Genomic DNA, 18,114 nt, shown 5'->3' with positions numbered 1-18,114 from the left:
TGGATCGCCGCTGGGTGCAAGGGGCATCACCCCGCCAATGCGGCGTGCAAAGCTCCGTGCAGCACCGGGTTCGCGGCCAAAACACCATCCACCATCGGCACCGGATTGTTGAACCGCAGCGGTGCGGCGCGGCGGTCAGAGGTCATCGCGCCTGCCTCGCGCAAAATCAGATCGCCCGCCGCGATATCCCATTCCCAGGACGGGCGCAGCGTCATCATCGCATCATAGCGCCCCTCCGCCACAAGGCTGAGGCGATAGGCCAAAGACGGGCGAAAGGCGCGCGCCACCTCGGGCACGTGGCCATCACGCCAATGCTCGGGCGCATAATTCGGCTTGGAGGCCAAGATAGACGCCCCCACCAGATCGGCCCGACCCGTGGCCCGGATCGGCAGACCATTCAACGTGGCCCCCTCACCCGCAGCCGCGGCATAGAGTTTGTCGCGCATCGGCAGATAGATCGCGGCGGCCACCACCACACCGCCCTGCGCCACAGCGAGCGAATGCGCCCAATTGTGATTGCCTTCGATGAAACTGCGTGTGCCGTCGATGGGATCGACAATGAACACCCGATCCGCCGCCAATCGTGCGGTTGTATCCTCGCTCTCTTCCGACAACCAACCATAGCCCGGCCGTGCGCTGCGCAATTGCTCCGCCAGCATCGCATTGACTGCGAGATCCGCCGCCGTCACCGGGCCTGCCCCCCCGGCCTTGTCCTGCACCTCTAATGGCCCACCGACATAGGCGGTCGCAATCCGGCCCGCCTCACGCGCAGCCTCGATCAAGAGTGCGAGGTCATTCCCCGGCAAGCGTCAGGCCCTCGATCAACAGCGATGGCACAACCCGCCCCAAATGCGTGCGCGCGTCATTGGCCGGAATCAGGCGGCGCAACATCTCTGGCAGACTGCCCGCGATCGTGCATTCATTGACCGAATAGGCAATCTCGCCATTCTCCACCCAAAACCCCGCCGCCCCCCGCGAATAATCGCCGGTGTTGGGATTGATCGTCGAGCCGATCATCGACGTGACCAACAGGCCCGTTCCCATCTCGCGGATCAGATCATCGCGGCTCTGCGCGCCCTGCGTGAGCGCGATATTCCACGTCCCCGGCGAGGGCGCAGAGGATGTGCCGCGCGTGGCATTGGCGGTGCTCTGCATCCCCAGCTTGCGCGCATTGGCCAGATCAAGCGTCCAGCCCATCAGCATGCCGTCCTGCACAATCGCCCGCTTGGCGGTCGGCAACCCCTCGGCATCAAAGGGGCGCGACCCGCTCACGCGCGTACGGTGCGGGTCTTCCATCACCGAAAGCGCCTTGGGCAGCACCTGCTCGCCCAACCGCCCCCGCAGCCAAGACGACCCCCGCGCCACCGACGCGCCATTCGCCGCAGCCAAGAGATGCCCGATCAACGTGCCAGAAACACGCTCGTCAAACAGCACCGGATAGGCCCCGGTGCGCGGACGGCGCGCGCCCAGACGCTCCACCGCGCGCAGACCGGCCCTTTGCCCGATCTCCGCCGCATCCCGTAAATCGCTGGCGAAAATTCGGCTATCGCCATCATAATCGCGCTCCATACCGGTGCCTGTCCCCGCTATCGCCACGCAAGACAGGCCGGTATCGCTGCGGGCATAGCCACCCGAAAACCCGTTGCTTGCCGCAATATGCACCGCGCGGTGGCTGTAACCTGCCGTCGCGGATTGCACCTGCGTCACACCATCAACCGCCAAGGCCGCCGCCTCTGCCTCCTGTGCCATCCGTGCCAAGGCATCGGGCGCAGGCTCGGGTGCCGGATCACACAGCTCCAGCGCCGCCACATCCCAATCTTTCGCCAGCTGCCCCGCATCGGCCAGCCCGGCATAGGGATCAACCGGGGCTTCCCGTGCCATCGCCACCGCCCGTTCGGCCAAGGCCGCAATCGTCATGGCCCCGGTATCCGAGGCTGAAACCGTCGCCTGCCGGCCCCCGATCAAGACCCGCAAACCGATGTCCACGCCCTCGGCCCGCTCTGCCTGCTCCAGCGTGCCACCGCGCATGTCGATTGTGATCGACTGCCCGCGCAGGGCTATCGCATCCGCAGACTCTGCCCCCGCCTTCAGCGCCGCATCAATCAGCGCGTGGGTCAATTCATCGAGCGCTTTCGCCATGGACATCTCCTTGTTGCCGCCCTGAGGTAGACCGCCGCCCCCCCACGCGCAAGCCCGCGCCCAAGCAAAAGGGCCACGCGCCTGCGCCCGTGGCCCCTCTGTGCGATAATTTTCGCGTTATTTCAGACGCTGACCGTTGGCCAGAACCTGCCCGTCCTCGGTCACTTCGATGCGCGAGGTCAGCTCATCCTCGCCCGCCCCCGTGCGCGCAAACATGCCGGCCATCATCCGCACCATCATCGCCTGATCCTCGGCCACAAAACCCATGCCGATCAGCGTATCCAGCAGACCATTGCCCCCGACCAGACGCAGATCAATCGCGCCTTCCGGTGCGGGCACCCCGTCAAAGCTGGTCAAGTCCGACTGATCAAAGGTAAACGCCCCTGCCCCGGTCAGCTTGGCACCCGCAAGCTCCACCGTCAGGTCATTCAGAACAAGGCTTTCAACCTCGCCTGGCACCTCGTCGCTTTCCTCAAGCTTGGTCATCTGTTCCGGGTCCAGCAGATCGAAAAAGAGCCGGCCCTTACCCGACAGGTCGACATTGATCGTCGCGGGATCGCGCGGCAGCTGCGCAGCCGGATCGAACATCGCCCAAAGCGAGTCGGCCATGGTAAACCCGCCGAATTCCAGCCCCAAGGCGAAATCTTGCGTTTCGTCGCTCTTGGACACAGGCATCAATAGGTTGAACCCCATCCGCGCCATTTCGGCCGTCACCGGAAATGGCATCGCGCTGCCCTCCAAGGCCATGCGCACGTCGCGCCCCTCGCCGCCATAGAGCAAGCCGTCCGGCCCCATACCCACGCGCAGCTGACCGCCTTGCGAACTTTGCGTTCCCTCGACAACCCCGTCCTCACTGGTCAGCGTGTAGGCCGTGTTCCCCTCTTCATAGTCGATTAGGCTGTCCACCCGAAACCCGGCGCGCAAGGCCGCCGCCATGTCGGTGGTGTCAACGCCATCGACCATATCGCCATCCCCGGTCATGCTCAGCCGCGCCATCGTGCCTTGAATTTCGGCGCGCCCACCTTCCTCGGTGTCGGTGAAATCAATCTCATAGACCACCGGACCAGCCGTCAGCTCTTGTGTGACGGCGCGCATGCCACCATCAAGCGCGCTCTGATGCTGACCTTCCATATCGGTCATGCGAATTTCGGCCAAACCAATTTCAACTGTGTTCTCGCTCGTGACAATATCGTTCAGCGTCATCGCCACCTCTTGCGCCGCATAGTCATAGGTCATGGCGCTTGGGTCCCCCGTCACGACCATTTCCATGCCTTTTTGCGCAACCTGCATCGTGATCGCCACCTGCTCGCCGGTCTCGTCCTTGAGGTCCATCGCAATCGGCATGACCTCGGGCAGGATCACGGCCACCGATCCGTCGCCTTGCTCGACCAGTTGCATCTCTCCCATGCGCAGCTCGACCGTGCCGCCCTCTTCGGGGACGGCCAACCGCATCGCCAGATCGCGGATCGTCAGCGTGTCGCCCGCCTGCGCGGTCTGGGCCGTCACGGTATAGCCATTGCTTTCCAGATAGCTCTGCCAATCCTGCCAGACCTCGGCGGCGGTTAGATCAGCAAATCCAGCTGTCGCCGACAGGCAAAGAACAGAGGTAGAAGCGGCAAGCGTGCGCATATAGGACATCGAGAGCACCTTTTTGAAAATCGGAGTTACCGACAACTTCGGTTGTCCCGGCAACATGGTCAAGGGATGATCTGACTGGAACTTGGCCCACCCCGGCGTTAGGACGGGGGCACTGATGAAGGGGAATACTATGGATATGCAAGGCAAATGCGTTCTCATCACCGGCGCCAGCAAAGGGATCGGTGCCGCCGCTGCGCGGGTTTTTGCCGCTGCGGGCGCGCAGGTGGCACTGGTCGCGCGCAACGCCGAGGCGATTGCCGAACTGGCCGGCGAAATTGGCCCTTCGGCCATCGCCATCCCCTGCGATGTCAGCCGCTACTGGGAAATGGAGGCCGCCGTCGCCGCCTGCCACACGGCCTTTGGTCAGTTGGATGTGCTCATCAACAATGCAGGCGTGATCGAGCCGATCACCAGCCTGTCAGAGGCCGATCCAGAAGCATGGGCGCGCGCCATCGACATCAACCTCAAGGGCGTGTTCAACGGCATGCGCGCGGCCCTGCCCGGCATGATCACGCGCGGCTCGGGCAGCATCCTGACCGTCAGCTCAGGGGCAGCCCATAGCCCACTCGAGGGATGGAGCGCCTATTGCACCTCCAAGGCCGGGGCCGCGATGCTCACCCGCTGCGCGGATCTTGAGGCCGCATCCGCCGGTGTGCGCATCATGGGTCTCTCGCCCGGCACCGTCGCCACCGACATGCAGCGCGAGATCAAGGCCAGCGGCGTGAATCCCGTCAGTCAATTGGACTGGTCCATACATATCCCCGCCGACTGGCCCGCCCGTGCCCTTTTGTGGATGTGCAGCCCTGATGCCGCTGAGTTTGCAGGACAAGAGATTTCCTTGCGTGACGAGGCCATCCGCCGCCGGGTCGGGCTGATATGACCGCGGCCCCTCTGGTCACGCTCGAACGCGACGGCGGGCTTTGGATTGCCACCCTCAACCGCCCGGACAAGGCCAATGCCCTGACCGAAGCGATGCTGACCGATTTGGCCGAAATCGCCGAAGCCGCGCAAGCGGCCCGCGTATTCATCCTGACCGGCGCAGGCCGGGTGTTTTCCGCCGGGGCCGATCTTGAGGCCGTGCATAGCGGCCTTGCCACCAGCCCGGTTTGGGAACGCCTCTCAGGCGCTATCGCGGCCCTGCCCGGCCTCAGCATCGCCGCACTCAACGGTACGGTCGCAGGCGGGGCCATGGGCATGGCGCTCGCCTGTGACATCCGCATCGCCGCCGAAGGCGCGGGCGCATTCTATCCGGTGATGAAGCTTGGATTTCTGCCGCAACCCAGCGACCCGGCCCGCCTTGCCGCCCTGATCGGTCCGGCACGCGCCCGGATGATCCTTTTGGCCGGGGCGCGGCTCAGCACGGAAGAGGCGCTCGGCTGGGGCTTTTTCGACCGCGTGGTCCCGCGCGACGGCGTATTGGCAGCCGCGCAGGAATTGGCCGCACCAGCCCTCTCCGCCTCAGCCGCCCATGCAACCACCCTCAAGGCGATGTGTCGCGTGATGGTCTGATCACCCGACCACAGGCATAGGAAATGGCCTGAGCCGTGTATCCTTGCGCAGGTAAAGCGGATGTTTGGCCGATCCGTCCTTGTTCAACCCAAGACACATCAGCGGCTTGCCCGTCGCGGCAATCTCGCACACGGCCTGCCGCACAACCCCTTGATACCGCGCGTGAAGTTTCCCAAACGCCAGCACAACCACTTCGCATTGCTCCGCCATTGCCACCAGTGCCGGGATATTCGCGGCGCTGCACGCCTCATTGGGATCACGTGGCAGGTCTTTGGGCGAGGTCGCCCGCCAATCCAGCATGTTGCCCTTGAAATAAAACGAGTATCCCCAATCCTTGGCGAACATCACTTCTCGATGACAGGTCGGATCAGAGACCTCGGCGCTTGCGACTGACGGGTTCATCCCCACGAATAGCACCCGTCGCGGGGCCACCCCGTCAGCCGTCCAATCGCGGCTCAAAACCTGCCGATACCGCCCGCAGGCCGAGTATTCCGCCCCGCCGACCACCCCGTCAGGCAGGCGCAAGCGCACCTTGCCGCCCGGATCATGCAGATGATCGGGGGCAGCCCCACTCATTGATTAAACACCCGGCTAGGATGCAGTTCCCCCGCCTTGTAGCGCCCGACAGCCACAGCCTTGCCGTCAATCGCGGCCCAGCATTCGTCGCCATATTCAATGCCCTGCGCGATCACCATGCCGGGGTTGCCATTGCGCAGGCGCGCTGCGCCCTCGGGCGTGGCCGTAACCATGGGCACATCCGCGAGCCCCTCTTCAAGCGGGCGTACATGCGCCTCCAACTCCGGAGTGTGCGCAAGCTTGTCGATGTCCTCGATGCTCAACCCATTTTCGGCCTCGAACGGGCCCGACCAAACGCGCCGCAACCACGCCACATGGCCGAAACAACCCAGCTTCTCGCCCAGATCCCGTGCGACCGAGCGCACATAACCGCCCTTTCCACAGGTCATTTCCAACACCGCATGATCCGCATCAGGCCGGTCCACGAGCAGCAATTCCTCAACCCACAGAGGCCGCGCTGCCACTTCGAACTCTTCGCCCTCACGTGCCAGCTTATAGGCGCGTTGCCCGTCAATCTTGACGGCGGAATATTTCGGCGGCACCTGCATCACATCCCCGACAAAGCTACCAAGCAGCGCCTTGATGTCCTCATCCGTGGGACGGCGGTCGCTCTCGGCGATCACCTCGCCCTCGGTGTCATCGGTGTTGGTCGCCTGCCCCAATCGCACGCAAAACGTATAGGCCTTGAGCGCGTCGGTGATATAGGGCACCGTCTTGGTCGCCTCGCCAAGCGCTACGGCCAGAACCCCCGTCGCCTCAGGGTCGAGCGTGCCGGCGTGGCCCGCCTTTTGCGCCTGCAACGCCCATTTCACCTTGTTGACCACGGCGGTCGAGGTCATGCCAGCGGGCTTGTCCACCACCAGCCACCCCGAAATCTCGCGCCCTTTGCGTTTGCGTGCCATGCCCGGCCCTTTGCCTGTTGCCTAAGCCAGCAGCGCCTAATCCACCGCAGCATCCGCGTCAATCACCGCGCCCACCATCGGCCCCAGAGGAAAGCCGATGTCAGAGCGCCCCAACCCCGGCGCGAACAAACGCGATACCTTGCCATCGAAATAAAGCGCTTGGCGCACTCTCAGGTGATCGCGAAAAAATCGCCCGAATGTGTGAAAATTCACCGCCCGGTCAGAGATCACGAACCAGGCCCGCCGCCCGTCTTCCGACGTGCCTACCCCGTTGCGGATATAGCGGCTGTCGCTTTCCACCAGAAACCGCGGATGCAGCGCGCCATCAATCACCAGCATCGGACCCGATTGGCTGGCATCACGACAGTGCGGACGCTCGCGCGCAAACCGCAGGGTCTCGATCACATCGGCGCGGCCCTCACGGATGCAAAACACCCCATTGGGCAACAGCCCGAAATTGCCGGGGCCATCGCGGGTGACAAGGCCGCGCATCTCTTGGCCCGCCTCCACATACAGCCCCACCGGGCTGCGATCTGCATGATACATCCCTGCATTCATCGCAAAGACCAGCGTTTTGCCCTCGGCCTTCAGCTTGCCTTCAATTGCCCCAAAGCTGCCCAGCGGCGTGCCGGTCTCGGCGCTGTTTAGAAAAAGCCGAAGGTCATCGCGCACCATGTCCACTGCGCAAACGGTATAGCTTTCGCCCTCGAACCGTTCGGCACGGCACTCTGCGGCCTGCCCCGCGCCAGAGCCGAACACCGCCACAAGCAAAAGACCGAGCCTAGCCTTCCACATCCCGACGCACCGTATCTTGATCAAAGAGGCGTCGCGTCTCATCCATCTGGTCAAAGGTCTCGTCCAGGCGAAACCGCAGATCGGGCGCGTATTTCAGCCCCACCTTCTTGCCGATCATGCGCCGCAACTCGTTCTTGTTGCGCGCAAGGAGCGCGATCAGATCGTCTTGCCCCTCGCCCCCCAACGGCATCACATAGGCCGTCGCGATCTTCAGATCCGACGAGGTGCGCACCTCGCCCACCGTCACCGAAATACGGTTGAGGTCGGGATCGTGGATGTCGCCGCGCATCAGCACCTCGGAAAGCGTCCTGCGGATCAACTCGCCCACGCGAAGCTGCCGTTGCGAAGGGCCGGGCCCATCATGAAACTTGTTCTTTGCCATGCCCCGCATCTAATCGCTTGGACCAGCATTTCCAAGCATAGAAATCCGCCCAGCTTCTTCTTGGCTGAAATACTCCTGCCCAGACCGTGCCGTCACCCGCGCCCTTGCCGCTTCAAGCCCGGCGCGCTATGCAGGCCCGCAATCACCACCAAGGAGCCACCAATGACCGACCTGCCGGGCATCGTGATCACAGGGGCCTCGGGCCGTATGGGCCAGATGCTGATCCGCACGCTGGCTGAGAGCCCCCGCGCGCAGCTGATCGGCGCGTTGGAGCGACCCGGACACGATTGGATCGGGCAGGATGTGGGCCGCGCCATGGGCGGGGCCGAGATCGGTGTCACAGTGACCGATGACCCGCTCGAGGCAATCGCGCGCGCCCATGCGGTGATCGACTTTACCGCGCCTGCCGCCACGCTGGAATTCGCCATTCTGGCAGCTCAGGCGCGGGTCGTGCACGTGATCGGCACAACCGGGTTTGAGGCAGAGCACTTGACGAAGCTGGACGCCGCCGCGCGCCATGCGGTCATCATTCGCGCGGGCAACATGAGCCTTGGTGTCAACCTGCTTACCCAACTGACCAAGCGCGTGGCAGCGGCCTTGGACGAGGATTTCGATATCGAGATCGTCGAGGCGCATCACAATCAAAAGGTCGATGCACCCTCGGGCACGGCGCTCATGCTGGGCGAAGCGGCGGCAGAGGGGCGCGGGGTGGCGCTCGAGCGGGCCAGCGACCGCGCCCGCGACGGCATCACCGGCAAACGCACGCGCGGGCATATCGGATTTTCCGCCATTCGCGGCGGCGACATCGTGGGCGAGCATGACGTGATCTTTGCAGCGGCGGGCGAGCGGATCGTCCTGCGCCACATCGCCACCGATCGCGCGATATTTGCGCGTGGCGCGCTCAAGGCCGCACTCTGGGGGCTGGGGCGCAAACCGGGCAACTATGACATGATCGACGTTCTGGGCCTCGGCGATAACTGATCCGATCCCGGCACTCCTGCGTAGCCACCTTAGAAACCAACTTGTCTATGGTGTCCCGATGCGCGTTGTCCTTGCTGTTCTTTTGATCCTCGGCCTTGCCGCCCCTGCCATGGCAGAGGGCTTTGCCCCGGTGACAAAACGCGACCGCTTCGTTTCTCTGATCGAGGGCCGTGATCTAACGCGGTTCGGCATCACCTTGAACGTGACCTCAGATGGCCAGATCAAAGGCCGTGCCTTTGGTCGCGATGTGACCGGCGCATGGCGCTGGAACGGAGATTACTTCTGCCGTGATCTTTATTGGGGCAGCATGGATCTTGGCCCCAACTGTCAGGCCGTGCGGGTGCAGGGAAACACGCTGCGCTTCATCTCGGATCAGGGCGCTGGACAGTTTGCCGATCTCAGCCTGAGATAACGCCGCGCGCCAGCCCCCTCAAAAGTCGATGGCAAGGCCCTTCTTCTCCCAATCGCCGTAGCGCACGGGTTCCAAACCTTCACGCCGGCCGCCCAATTCGCGCGGCAGGTCCAGTGCTTCGGCCGCTTTGCGCCGCGCCTCGGCTTCGGCAAGCGCGCGCTGTGCTGCGGGGGGCAAATCACGGGACGGCGTCTGTGTATCATCGGTCATCGACGGGCTTTCCTTGGCAAGACCCCACTGATATATCGCACAGCCAACCCTTCGCCAAGGACATGGCCCATGAAAAAGCCCAAGCTCACCGCCCGCTCCGCCGCGGCGCATCTGCTCGACCGCGTGTTGGGCGAGGGGCGGCTTATGTCCGATCTCATCGCGGGCGGCGCGCTTGATCCACTTGCCCCCGCCGACCGCGCTCGCGCGCAACGGCTGGCCTCCGAAACATTGCGCGGGCTGGCGCGCGCCGACCGCCTCTTGTCGCGCCACCTGCGCAAGGGGCCGCCCCTGCCCGTGCAGAACGTGCTGCGTCTGGCAACCGTAGAGCTGGCACAGGGCGGCGAGTCGCATGGCGTGGTCAATGACGCTGTAGACATTATCGGCCAGAGCCCGCGTCATGCCAATCTCAAGGGGCTGGTCAACGCCGTGCTGCGCAAAGTGGCCGAAGAGGCCCCGCGCAGTTGGAACGACCTGCGCCAGCCCGGCCTGCCCGATTGGCTGCGTGGCCCATTGGTCGAGGCTTGGGGCAAGGGGGCCGTCACAGCGATGGAACGCGCACATTTCGCCGGGGCAGCGCTCGACATCACCGTGAAATCCGATCCGCAAGGCTGGGCAGACCGTCTGGGTGCCACGCTTTTGCCTACGGGTTCCCTGCGACGCAGCGATCCGGGGCAGGTCTCGGCCCTGCCCGGCTATGCCGAGGGCGCATGGTGGGTGCAGGACGCTGCCGCCGCTTTGCCGGTGCAGGTTCTGGCCCCGCAGCCCGGCGAAACAGTGCTGGATCTCTGCGCCGCACCGGGGGGCAAGACGCTGCAACTGGCCGCGGCAGGGGCCGAGGTGACAGCGCTGGACCTGTCAGAGCGCCGCATGGCACGTGTCGCCGAAAACCTTGCGCGCACCGGGCTTGAGGCCACCTGCCGTGTCGAGGATGCCCGCGCCCATCAGGGGGGACCCTATGACGCAATTCTGCTCGACGCGCCCTGTTCGGCGACAGGCACCATTCGGCGGCATCCCGACCTGCCCCATGCCAAGGACGGCTCAGACTTTGGCGCGCTCATCACCCTTCAGGCTGAGATGCTGGATCATGCGCTGACCCTCCTGAAACCCGGCGGGCGGCTTGTCTTTTGCACCTGTTCGCTTTTGCCAGACGAGGGCGAATGTCAGGTAGAGGAAGCGCTGGCGCGTCATCCCGGCCTCACAGTAGACCGCGCGGCCCTTGCGCAGCCGGGGATTGATCCCGCGTGGATCACCGAAGAAGGCGGGCTGCGTCTGCGGCCCGATTACTGGGCAGACTTGGGTGGAATGGATGGATTCTATATCGCCTGCCTCCGGTTTTAAGGCCAGAAAAGCCAACAAAGAAACGGTGACTTGATTCCCCCCCACCGCTATAGTGTGCTCATCAACGCCGCGAGAAGCGTCCAGAGGCACGGCATATGTCCACATCCGATCCCTTGCCAGAACGCTGGCCAGAGCGCTGGTCGCGCCTGCTGAACCGGCTGGCGGCACGCCGCGCCGCGCTCAGCCGCCCTGCCACCGCCTTTCTGTCGCAGCCGGAACCGCGCAGCATCGGCTATCTCGCGCGGGGCCGTCAGCTGTGCGCAGGAAATTTCGTCTTTGCGGGGCACCTCATAGAGGCCCCGGATACGCTCATCTGGAAACTTGACCCGCCCGACGCGGGTTTTGCCGCGCAACTGCACGGCTTTGGCTGGCTCGACGATCTGGCGGCGGCGGGCGATGCGGCGGCACGGGCGCGCGCGCAAGAATGGCTCTGGGCTTGGATCGACCTTTACGGCAACGGCACCGGACCGGGCTGGACCCCGGATCTGACTGGCCGCCGCCTGATTCGCTGGATCAGTCAGGCGCTTTTCGTGCTCAGCGGCCAGCCGTCACAGGCGTCTGGCCCCTTTTACCGCTCTTTGGCGCAGCAGACCGCCTTTCTTGCCCGCCGCTGGCAGGCCGCCCGCCCCGGTCTGCCTCGGTTCGAGGCGCTGACCGGGTTGATCTATGCCGGATTGTCGCTTGAGGGGATGCACCCGCATCTCGATCCGGCGCTGACGGCGCTGGCGCGAGAATGCGAGACGCAGATCGACGCGCAGGGCGGCGTGCCCACCCGCAACCCAGAAGAGCTGCTAGAGGTCTTTACCCTGCTCACATGGGCCGCCATGGCGCTCAGCGAATCCGGCAAGACCGCAGGCGAGGCGCATTGGCGCGCGATCGAGCGGATTGCCCCAACCCTGCGCAGCCTGCGCCATGCCGATGGCGGGCTGGCCCGATTTCACGGCGGCGGGCGCGGGCTGGAAGGGCGGCTTGACAGCGCGCTTGCCACCAGCGGGGTCAAGACCCGGCGCACGGACGGGTTCGCCATGGGCTTTGCGCGGCTTGGCGCGGGCCGCACCAGCGTGATCATCGACGCGGCCCCGCCACCCACCGGCGCGGCGTCCTCGGGGGCGCATGCCTCGACCCTTGCGTTGGAACTGACCTCGGGCCGACGCCCGCTGATCGTCAATTGCGGCTCAGGCCATAGTTTTGGGCCAGAATGGCGACGGGCAGGCCGGGCCACGCCCTCGCATTCGACGCTGGTGCTGGCCAATGGCTCCAGCGCGCGATTGAGCAATGACAAACGCCACCCCGACTGGCTGAGCGAAGCGCCGCGCCATGTGCCGGTCAACCTGACCAAGGCCCCCGACGGGCTGCGCTTTGAAGGGGCGCAGGACGGCTATCTGCGCGGTCATGGCCTTACCCATGTGCGCCAACTCGACCTTACCTTGGACGGGCGCGCGCTGGTGGGTGAGGATATGCTGCTCGCCATCGAAGAGACGGACAAACGCCGCTTTGACCGCGCCCTAGACGAGACCCGCATGAAGGGCATTGCCTATGATATCCGCTTTCATTTGCACCCGGATGTAGATGCCTCGGTCGATATGGGGGGGGCCGCCATCTCTCTGGCGCTGCGCAGCGGCGAAATTTGGGTGTTCCGCAGCGACGCGCGCGCCGCTTTGTCCTTGCAACCGAGTGTGTATCTTGAAAAAACGCGCCTCAAACCGCGTGCGACCAAACAGATCGTTTTATCCGGTCGCGCGATGGACTATGCGACCCATCTGAGATGGTCACTGGCCAAGGCGCAAGATACCCCGGTCGGCATCCGCGATGTCGAGGAGGAGGCGCTTGATCCCGTGGCCGATGAGTGAACCGACAAGGCAGGACCGCCCGATATGACCGATCACGCGCCCATCACCCGCGCCCTTCTTTCCGTTTCTGACAAGACCGGGCTTCTCGAGCTTGGCCAAGCGCTGGCCGCGCGCGGAGTCGAGCTCTTGTCCACCGGCGGCACCGCCAAGGCGCTGCGCGAGGCCGGTCTTGCGGTGCGTGACGTGGCCGAGGTTACGGGCTTTCCTGAAATGATGGACGGGCGCGTGAAAACCCTGCACCCGATGGTGCATGGCGGCCTTTTGGCGCTGCGCGACAATCCCGAGCATCAGGCGGCGATGCAGGCGCATGGCATTGGTGCGATCGACCTTTTGGTCGTCAACCTCTACCCGTTCGAGGAAACCGTCGCCCGCGGTGGCGACTATGAAGACTGCGTCGAGAATATCGACATCGGCGGCCCGGCGATGATCCGCGCCGCGTCCAAGAACCACGGCTTTGTCACCGTGGTCGTGGATGTGGCCGATTACGCGCCGCTTCTGGCAGAGCTGGACGCGCATAACGGCCAGACCACACGTGCCTTCCGTCAACGACTGGCGCAAATCGCCTATGCCCGCACCGCCGCCTATGACGCGGCGGTCAGCACATGGCTGGCCGGGGCCATCGAAGATGCCGCGCCGCGCCGCCGTGCCTTTGCTGGCACGCTGGCACAAACCCTGCGCTATGGCGAGAACCCGCATCAGGCAGCAGCCTTTTACACCGATGGCTCGGACCGGCCTGGCGTGGCCACCGCCCGGCAGGTGCAGGGCAAGGAACTGAGCTATAACAACATCAACGACACAGACGCGGCCTTTGAACTGGTGAGCGAATTCGCCCCGGCCGATGGCCCTGCCTGCGCCATTATCAAACACGCCAACCCCTGCGGCGTGGCGCGTGGCGCGACCCTGCTTGAGGCCTATAAACACGCCTTTGATTGCGATCGCACCTCGGCCTTTGGCGGCATCATCGCGCTCAATCAGCCGCTGGATGCCGTCACCGCAGAAGAGATTGCAGAAATTTTCACCGAGGTGGTGATTGCCCCCGGTGCCGACGCCGGTGCCATGAGTATTTTCGCCAAGAAGAAAAACCTGCGCCTCCTTTTGACAGACGGGCTGGCTGATCCCGCCACGGCGGGGCGGATGATCAAGCAGGTCTCCGGCGGCTATCTGGTACAGGACAAGGATACCGGCCATATCGCCGCAAGCGACCTCAAGGTCGTGACCAAACGCGCGCCCGAACCGCGCGAATTGGCGGATCTGCTCTTTGCGTGGAAAGTGGCGAAACACGTCAAATCCAACGCCATTGTCTACGTCAAGGATGGGGCCACCGTGGGCGTGGGCGCAGGCCAGATGAGCCGGGTCGATAGCTGCCGTATCGCTGCGCGCAAGGCGGTGGACATGGCCGAAACCCTTGGTCTGGCGGCCCCCCTGACCCAAGGCAGCGTCGTGGCCTCGGATGCGTTCTTTCCCTTTGCAGATGGCCTGATGACTGCCGCAGAGGCGGGTGCCACCGCGATCATTCAGCCCGGCGGCTCGATGCGCGACGACGAGGTGATTGCAGCGGCAGATGCGGCGGGGTTGGCGATGGTCTTCACCGGCATGCGCCATTTCCGGCACTGACGCGCCGATGCGGATTGTTTTCTGGACAGCATTCTGGATCTTCCTGCTGGATCAGGCCACGAAATATCTTGTGGTACATGCGATGGACCTGCGCAGTCTCGGGGCGATTGACCTGTGGCCGCCGTTTATCAACCTCCGCATGGCGTGGAACTACGGCATCAATTTCGGGATTCTCGCCGGTGATGATCCGGTCACACGCTGGGTGCTGATCGCGGTGGCGCTGGTCATCGCAGGCGCAGTGCTCTGGTGGGTGCATACCGAACCCTTGGGCCGCTGGCACCGCTTGGCGGCGGGGCTGCTGGTGGGCGGCGCTCTCGGTAATGTGATCGACCGGCTGATCTATGGCGCGGTGGCGGATTTCCTTAATATGTCTTGCTGCGGCTTTACCAATCCTTATGCGTTCAACGTGGCCGACATTGCGGTTTTCGTCGGGGCCTTTGGTATGGTTCTGCTGCCGTCTGGCAAAAAGCCCTCGTGACCTCGGGCTTTGAATGCGATAAGGCTCCCATGACCTTGCAGGAGAGTGGCGATGGCGATGCCGCGAAAAACAGTTCTGACCCTTCTTGTGGCCACTTTCGTGGCCGGGTGCGGCGGGCGCGACGACGTCACGCTCAGCAAGATTCGTCATACCGGAAACGGGCCTGACGAGTTTTCCATTATTCCCGGCAAGCCCTTGCAAACACCCGAGGATTTGGCCAGCCTGCCTGCCCCGAACCCCGGTGGTGCCAATCTGACGGATCAAAACCCGCTGGCCGATGGTTTGGCCGCCTTGGGGGGCAATTCGGCAGGTGGGGTCGCAGGCAATGGCGCGCTCGTCAATCACGCGAACCGCTACGGGGCCACCCCCGCCATCCGCCAGACCCTCGCCGCCGAGGACAAGGCCCTGCGTCAGGCGCATGGCCGCGTCGACGTGCTGCGCTTCCTGCCCGGCGACGATTATGTTCAGGCCTACCGCCGCGAATGGCTGGATGCCTACTCAGAGGAACAACGTCTGCGCAACCGCGGCGTTCTCACCCCGGCAAGCCCGCCCCCGCCAGAGTGAACACCCAACCGCTTGAAACGGCGCGGCCAAGGCGTATCTACTTGATCAAATGCGACTTAGACCGGAGACCGTAAATGCGACATTTCCTTGCCGGGCTGACGCTGGCCCTCTTACCGCTCGCGGCCCCAGTATCAGCCTCGACCACCGATCAGGTGACGCATTTCACGCTCGACAACGGGCTTGATGTGGTGGTGATCGAGGATCACCGCGCGCCAGTTGTCACGCAAATGCTGTGGTATCGCGCCGGGTCTGCCGACGAAACGCCGGGCGTCTCGGGCGTTGCACATTTTCTTGAACATTTGCTCTTCAAGGGCACCAAGACCATGGAACCAGGCGAATTTTCCGCCACCGTGGCGCGCAATGGCGGCTCGGACAATGCCTTTACCAGCTATGATTACACCGCCTATTTCCAGCGTATCGCCGCCGACCGGCTTGAGCTGGTCATGCGGATGGAATCGGACCGTATGACCAATCTGCAGCTCGACGAGGCCGATATCCTGACCGAGCGCGATGTGATCATCGAAGAACGCAATCAACGGGTCGAAAACAGCCCCGGCGCGCTGTTCCGTGAGCAAAAGAACGCGACGCAATATCTCAATCACCGTTACGGTGTGCCGATCATCGGCTGGCGGCACGAGATGGAGGCCCTCGATCTTGACGCGGCGCTAGAGTTCTATCGAACATTCTACGCCCCCAATAACGCCATCCTGATCATCGCGGGTGATGTCACGCCTGACGCGGTGCGCGCTCTGGCCGACACCTATTACGGCCCCATCCCTGCCAACCCTGCCCTGCCCGAGCGCGCCCGCCCGCAAGAGCCGCCGCAACTTGCCGAGCGGCGGATCACGTTGCGCGACGCGCGCGTGTCGCAACCCTATGTGACCCGCTCCTATCTCGCCCCCGAGCGTGACAGCGGCGCACAGGAAAAGGCCGCAGCGCTGACCCTGCTGGCCGATATTCTGGGTGGCGGTCAAACATCCCTTCTGGCCGAGAAACTGCAATTCCAGAACCAGACAGCGGTGCAGGTTGGCGCGTCTTATTCGGGCCTGTCGCTGGATGACACCACCTTTGACCTCTTTGTCGTGCCCGCCCCCGGTGTCACACTGGAACAGGCCGAGGCGGCGATGGACGAGGCGCTTCTGACATTCCTGGAAACAGGCGTGGATGCCGAACAGCTTGAGCGTATCAAGACGCAATTCCGCGCCTCGGAAACCTATGCCCGTGACGATGCCGGCGGCTTGGCCAATCGCTATGGTCAGGCGCTGACACAGGGGCTGACCGTGGCCGATGTGCAAGCGTGGCCCGCGATCCTTCAGGCCACAACCGAAGAAGACATCTTGCAGGCCGCACGCGACGTGCTGGATCGCACGCAATCTGTCACAGGCTGGCTTATGGCACCGGAGGTCACGCAATGATCCGTTTCGTTCTGAGTTTCGTTCTTTTGCTGGCTGCGCTGCCCGCGCGCGCTGAAATCGAGGTCAGGGAAATCACAACGCCCGGCGGGCTTGAGGCTTGGCTGGTCGAGGATCACTCGATCCCCTTCGTGGCGCTTGAATTGCGCTTTCGCGGCGGCGGCTCTCTTGATCCGGAGGGCAAGCGCGGCGTGACCAATCTTATGGTCGGCCTGCTTGAGGAAGGCGCCGCCGAGATGGACGCGCAGGGCTTTGCGCGCGCCTCTGAATCCCTCGCCGCAGATTTCCGCTATTCCGTCAATGACGACCGCGTCAGCGTCTCAGCCCGGTTTCTGACCGAAAACCGCGATCAAGCGGTCGATCTCCTGCGCTCAAGCCTCGTAGAGCCGCGCTTTGATCCCGACGCCATCGAGCGTGTGCGCGCCCAGATCCTGTCGATCATCAACGCGTCGCAAACCGATCCGCGCGATATCGTCGGACAAGCGTTTGACAGCCTCGTGTTCGGCGATCATCCCTATGGCTCATCGCTTGACGGCACCATCGAGAGTGTCACGGCCCTTACCCGCGACGATATTTTGGCCGCACATCAGGGCGCTCTGGCCCGTGACAGGCTTTATGTCTCTGCCGTGGGCGACATCACCGAGGCAGAGCTTGCCGCCCTTCTCGATAGCCTGCTTGGCGACCTGCCCGAAAGCGGCGCACCGCTGCCGGGCAATGTCGCGCCTAATCTGCCGGGCGGTGTGAAGGTCACTGATTTTGCGACACCGCAATCCATTGTGGCCTTTGCCCAACCTGGCATCGACCGCGACGATCCCGATTTCTTTGCCGCCTATATCCTCAACCACATCCTTGGCGGTGGCGGCTTTGAAAGTCGGTTGATGAGCGAGGTTCGTGAAAAGCGCGGCCTGACCTATGGCGTCTATTCCTATCTCGCGGACAAGGACGCGGCCCAACTCTGGATGGGGTCTGTCGCCTCTGCCAACGACCGCGTCGCCGAGGCGATCACTGTCATTCGTGACGAATGGGACCGTATCCACACAGAGGGTGTCACACCTGAAGAGCTGGAAAACGCCAAAACCTATCTGACCGGCGCCTACCCTTTGCAGTTCGAGGGGAATGGACCCATCGCCGACATCGCCGTCGGCATGCAGATGGAGGGGTTGCCGACCGATTACATCGTAACGCGCAATGACAAGGTGAATGCCGTCGCGCTCGACGATATCAACCGTGTCGCGCGCGAATTGCTCGATCCGGAAACGCTGACCTTTGTCGTGGTGGGTCAGCCTGTTGGATTGGACAGCACCCTCAACTGAC

Annotated in this window: 19 protein-coding genes; 11 read left to right on the top strand and 8 right to left on the bottom strand. The window is 63.8% G+C overall.

Annotated features, from left to right (window positions below):
• Window positions 1-26: 26 nt before the first annotated feature.
• From ROSMUCSMR3_RS14860 to ROSMUCSMR3_RS14850, 3 genes are all read right to left on the bottom strand, one after another.
• A complete protein-coding gene (locus ROSMUCSMR3_RS14860; protein WP_081507820.1) occupies window positions 27-806 on the bottom strand; it encodes a 3'(2'),5'-bisphosphate nucleotidase CysQ in 780 nt (259 codons plus the stop codon).
• A complete protein-coding gene (locus ROSMUCSMR3_RS14855; protein WP_420541222.1) occupies window positions 793-2,145 on the bottom strand; it encodes a TldD/PmbA family protein in 1,353 nt (450 codons plus the stop codon). The genes ROSMUCSMR3_RS14860 and ROSMUCSMR3_RS14855 overlap by 14 nt, the downstream gene beginning before the upstream one ends.
• 111 nt (window positions 2,146-2,256) lie before the next feature.
• Window positions 2,257-3,777, bottom strand: a complete 1,521-nt coding sequence (locus tag ROSMUCSMR3_RS14850) for a DUF2125 domain-containing protein (RefSeq protein ID WP_081507818.1) — start codon at window positions 3,775-3,777, stop codon at window positions 2,257-2,259.
• 130 nt (window positions 3,778-3,907) lie between these two features.
• On the opposite strand from ROSMUCSMR3_RS14850, the gene ROSMUCSMR3_RS14845 reads away from it, so the two are divergent.
• Both ROSMUCSMR3_RS14845 and ROSMUCSMR3_RS14840 read left to right on the top strand, forming a co-directional pair.
• The gene (locus ROSMUCSMR3_RS14845) at window positions 3,908-4,657 is read left to right on the top strand and encodes an SDR family oxidoreductase (RefSeq protein WP_081507817.1); all 750 of its coding nucleotides are present in this window, start codon (window positions 3,908-3,910) and stop codon (window positions 4,655-4,657) included.
• Entirely contained in the window at window positions 4,654-5,286 is a 633-nt protein-coding gene (locus ROSMUCSMR3_RS14840) for an enoyl-CoA hydratase/isomerase family protein (RefSeq protein ID WP_237183459.1), read from the top strand. The genes ROSMUCSMR3_RS14845 and ROSMUCSMR3_RS14840 overlap by 4 nt, the downstream gene beginning before the upstream one ends.
• Here the strand turns inward: ROSMUCSMR3_RS14840 and ROSMUCSMR3_RS14835 are convergent, their stop codons facing one another.
• From ROSMUCSMR3_RS14835 to rbfA, 4 genes are read right to left on the bottom strand one after another with little or no spacing between them, the layout of a single operon-like run.
• Complete coding sequence (locus ROSMUCSMR3_RS14835; protein WP_081507816.1) at window positions 5,287-5,862, bottom strand: DUF1643 domain-containing protein; 576 nt, start codon at window positions 5,860-5,862, stop codon at window positions 5,287-5,289.
• Complete coding sequence (gene truB, locus ROSMUCSMR3_RS14830; protein WP_081507815.1) at window positions 5,859-6,764, bottom strand: tRNA pseudouridine(55) synthase TruB; 906 nt, start codon at window positions 6,762-6,764, stop codon at window positions 5,859-5,861. The genes ROSMUCSMR3_RS14835 and truB overlap by 4 nt, the downstream gene beginning before the upstream one ends.
• A gap of 36 nt (window positions 6,765-6,800) precedes the next feature.
• Window positions 6,801-7,559: a phosphodiester glycosidase family protein gene (locus ROSMUCSMR3_RS14825; RefSeq protein ID WP_081507814.1), complete on the bottom strand. Its 759-nt coding sequence runs from the start codon at window positions 7,557-7,559 to the stop codon at window positions 6,801-6,803.
• Window positions 7,546-7,941 carry a 30S ribosome-binding factor RbfA gene (gene rbfA, locus ROSMUCSMR3_RS14820; RefSeq protein ID WP_037298203.1) on the bottom strand — a complete coding sequence of 132 codons (396 nt, stop codon included), beginning with the start codon at window positions 7,939-7,941 and terminating at the stop codon, window positions 7,546-7,548. The genes ROSMUCSMR3_RS14825 and rbfA overlap by 14 nt, the downstream gene beginning before the upstream one ends.
• Before the next feature lie 162 nt (window positions 7,942-8,103).
• On the opposite strand from rbfA, the gene dapB reads away from it, so the two are divergent.
• Complete coding sequence (dapB, locus tag ROSMUCSMR3_RS14815) at window positions 8,104-8,922, top strand: 4-hydroxy-tetrahydrodipicolinate reductase (protein ID WP_081507813.1); 819 nt, start codon at window positions 8,104-8,106, stop codon at window positions 8,920-8,922.
• 58 nt (window positions 8,923-8,980) lie between these two features.
• Entirely contained in the window at window positions 8,981-9,334 is a 354-nt protein-coding gene (locus ROSMUCSMR3_RS14810) for a dihydrodipicolinate reductase (protein WP_081507812.1), read from the top strand.
• 18 nt (window positions 9,335-9,352) lie between these two features.
• On the opposite strand, the gene ROSMUCSMR3_RS14805 is transcribed toward ROSMUCSMR3_RS14810, so the two are convergent.
• Window positions 9,353-9,544 carry a DUF1674 domain-containing protein gene (locus ROSMUCSMR3_RS14805; protein ID WP_008281846.1) on the bottom strand — a complete coding sequence of 64 codons (192 nt, stop codon included), beginning with the start codon at window positions 9,542-9,544 and terminating at the stop codon, window positions 9,353-9,355.
• A 69-nt stretch (window positions 9,545-9,613) separates the two neighbouring features.
• On the opposite strand from ROSMUCSMR3_RS14805, the gene ROSMUCSMR3_RS14800 reads away from it, so the two are divergent.
• The 7 genes from ROSMUCSMR3_RS14800 (at window position 9,614) to ROSMUCSMR3_RS14770 (ending at window position 18,113) form a co-directional block, all read left to right on the top strand.
• Window positions 9,614-10,882 carry an RsmB/NOP family class I SAM-dependent RNA methyltransferase gene (locus tag ROSMUCSMR3_RS14800; RefSeq protein WP_081507811.1) on the top strand — a complete coding sequence of 423 codons (1,269 nt, stop codon included), beginning with the start codon at window positions 9,614-9,616 and terminating at the stop codon, window positions 10,880-10,882.
• A gap of 95 nt (window positions 10,883-10,977) precedes the next feature.
• On the top strand, window positions 10,978-12,732 hold the full coding sequence (locus ROSMUCSMR3_RS14795) for a heparinase II/III family protein (RefSeq protein ID WP_081507810.1): 1,755 nt from the start codon (window positions 10,978-10,980) through the stop codon (window positions 12,730-12,732).
• 24 nt (window positions 12,733-12,756) lie between these two features.
• The gene (gene purH / locus ROSMUCSMR3_RS14790) at window positions 12,757-14,346 is read left to right on the top strand and encodes a bifunctional phosphoribosylaminoimidazolecarboxamide formyltransferase/IMP cyclohydrolase (RefSeq protein ID WP_081507809.1); all 1,590 of its coding nucleotides are present in this window, start codon (window positions 12,757-12,759) and stop codon (window positions 14,344-14,346) included.
• Between the two features lie 7 nt (window positions 14,347-14,353).
• Window positions 14,354-14,824 (top strand): signal peptidase II, encoded by a 471-nt coding sequence (gene lspA, locus ROSMUCSMR3_RS14785; RefSeq protein WP_008281842.1) that lies wholly within the window; start codon window positions 14,354-14,356, stop codon window positions 14,822-14,824.
• Between the two features lie 51 nt (window positions 14,825-14,875).
• Window positions 14,876-15,388, top strand: a complete 513-nt coding sequence (locus ROSMUCSMR3_RS14780; protein ID WP_008281841.1) for a DUF3035 domain-containing protein — start codon at window positions 14,876-14,878, stop codon at window positions 15,386-15,388.
• A 74-nt stretch (window positions 15,389-15,462) separates the two neighbouring features.
• On the top strand, window positions 15,463-16,803 hold the full coding sequence (locus ROSMUCSMR3_RS14775; protein ID WP_081507808.1) for a M16 family metallopeptidase: 1,341 nt from the start codon (window positions 15,463-15,465) through the stop codon (window positions 16,801-16,803).
• A complete protein-coding gene (locus ROSMUCSMR3_RS14770) occupies window positions 16,800-18,113 on the top strand; it encodes a M16 family metallopeptidase (protein WP_081507807.1) in 1,314 nt (437 codons plus the stop codon). The genes ROSMUCSMR3_RS14775 and ROSMUCSMR3_RS14770 overlap by 4 nt, the downstream gene beginning before the upstream one ends.
• Window position 18,114: the final 1 nt, after the last annotated feature.

This window comes from Roseovarius mucosus (genome assembly GCF_002080415.1).
GTDB lineage: Bacteria > Pseudomonadota > Alphaproteobacteria > Rhodobacterales > Rhodobacteraceae > Roseovarius > Roseovarius mucosus_A.
This window is presented reverse-complemented; position numbering and strand designations above follow the sequence as displayed.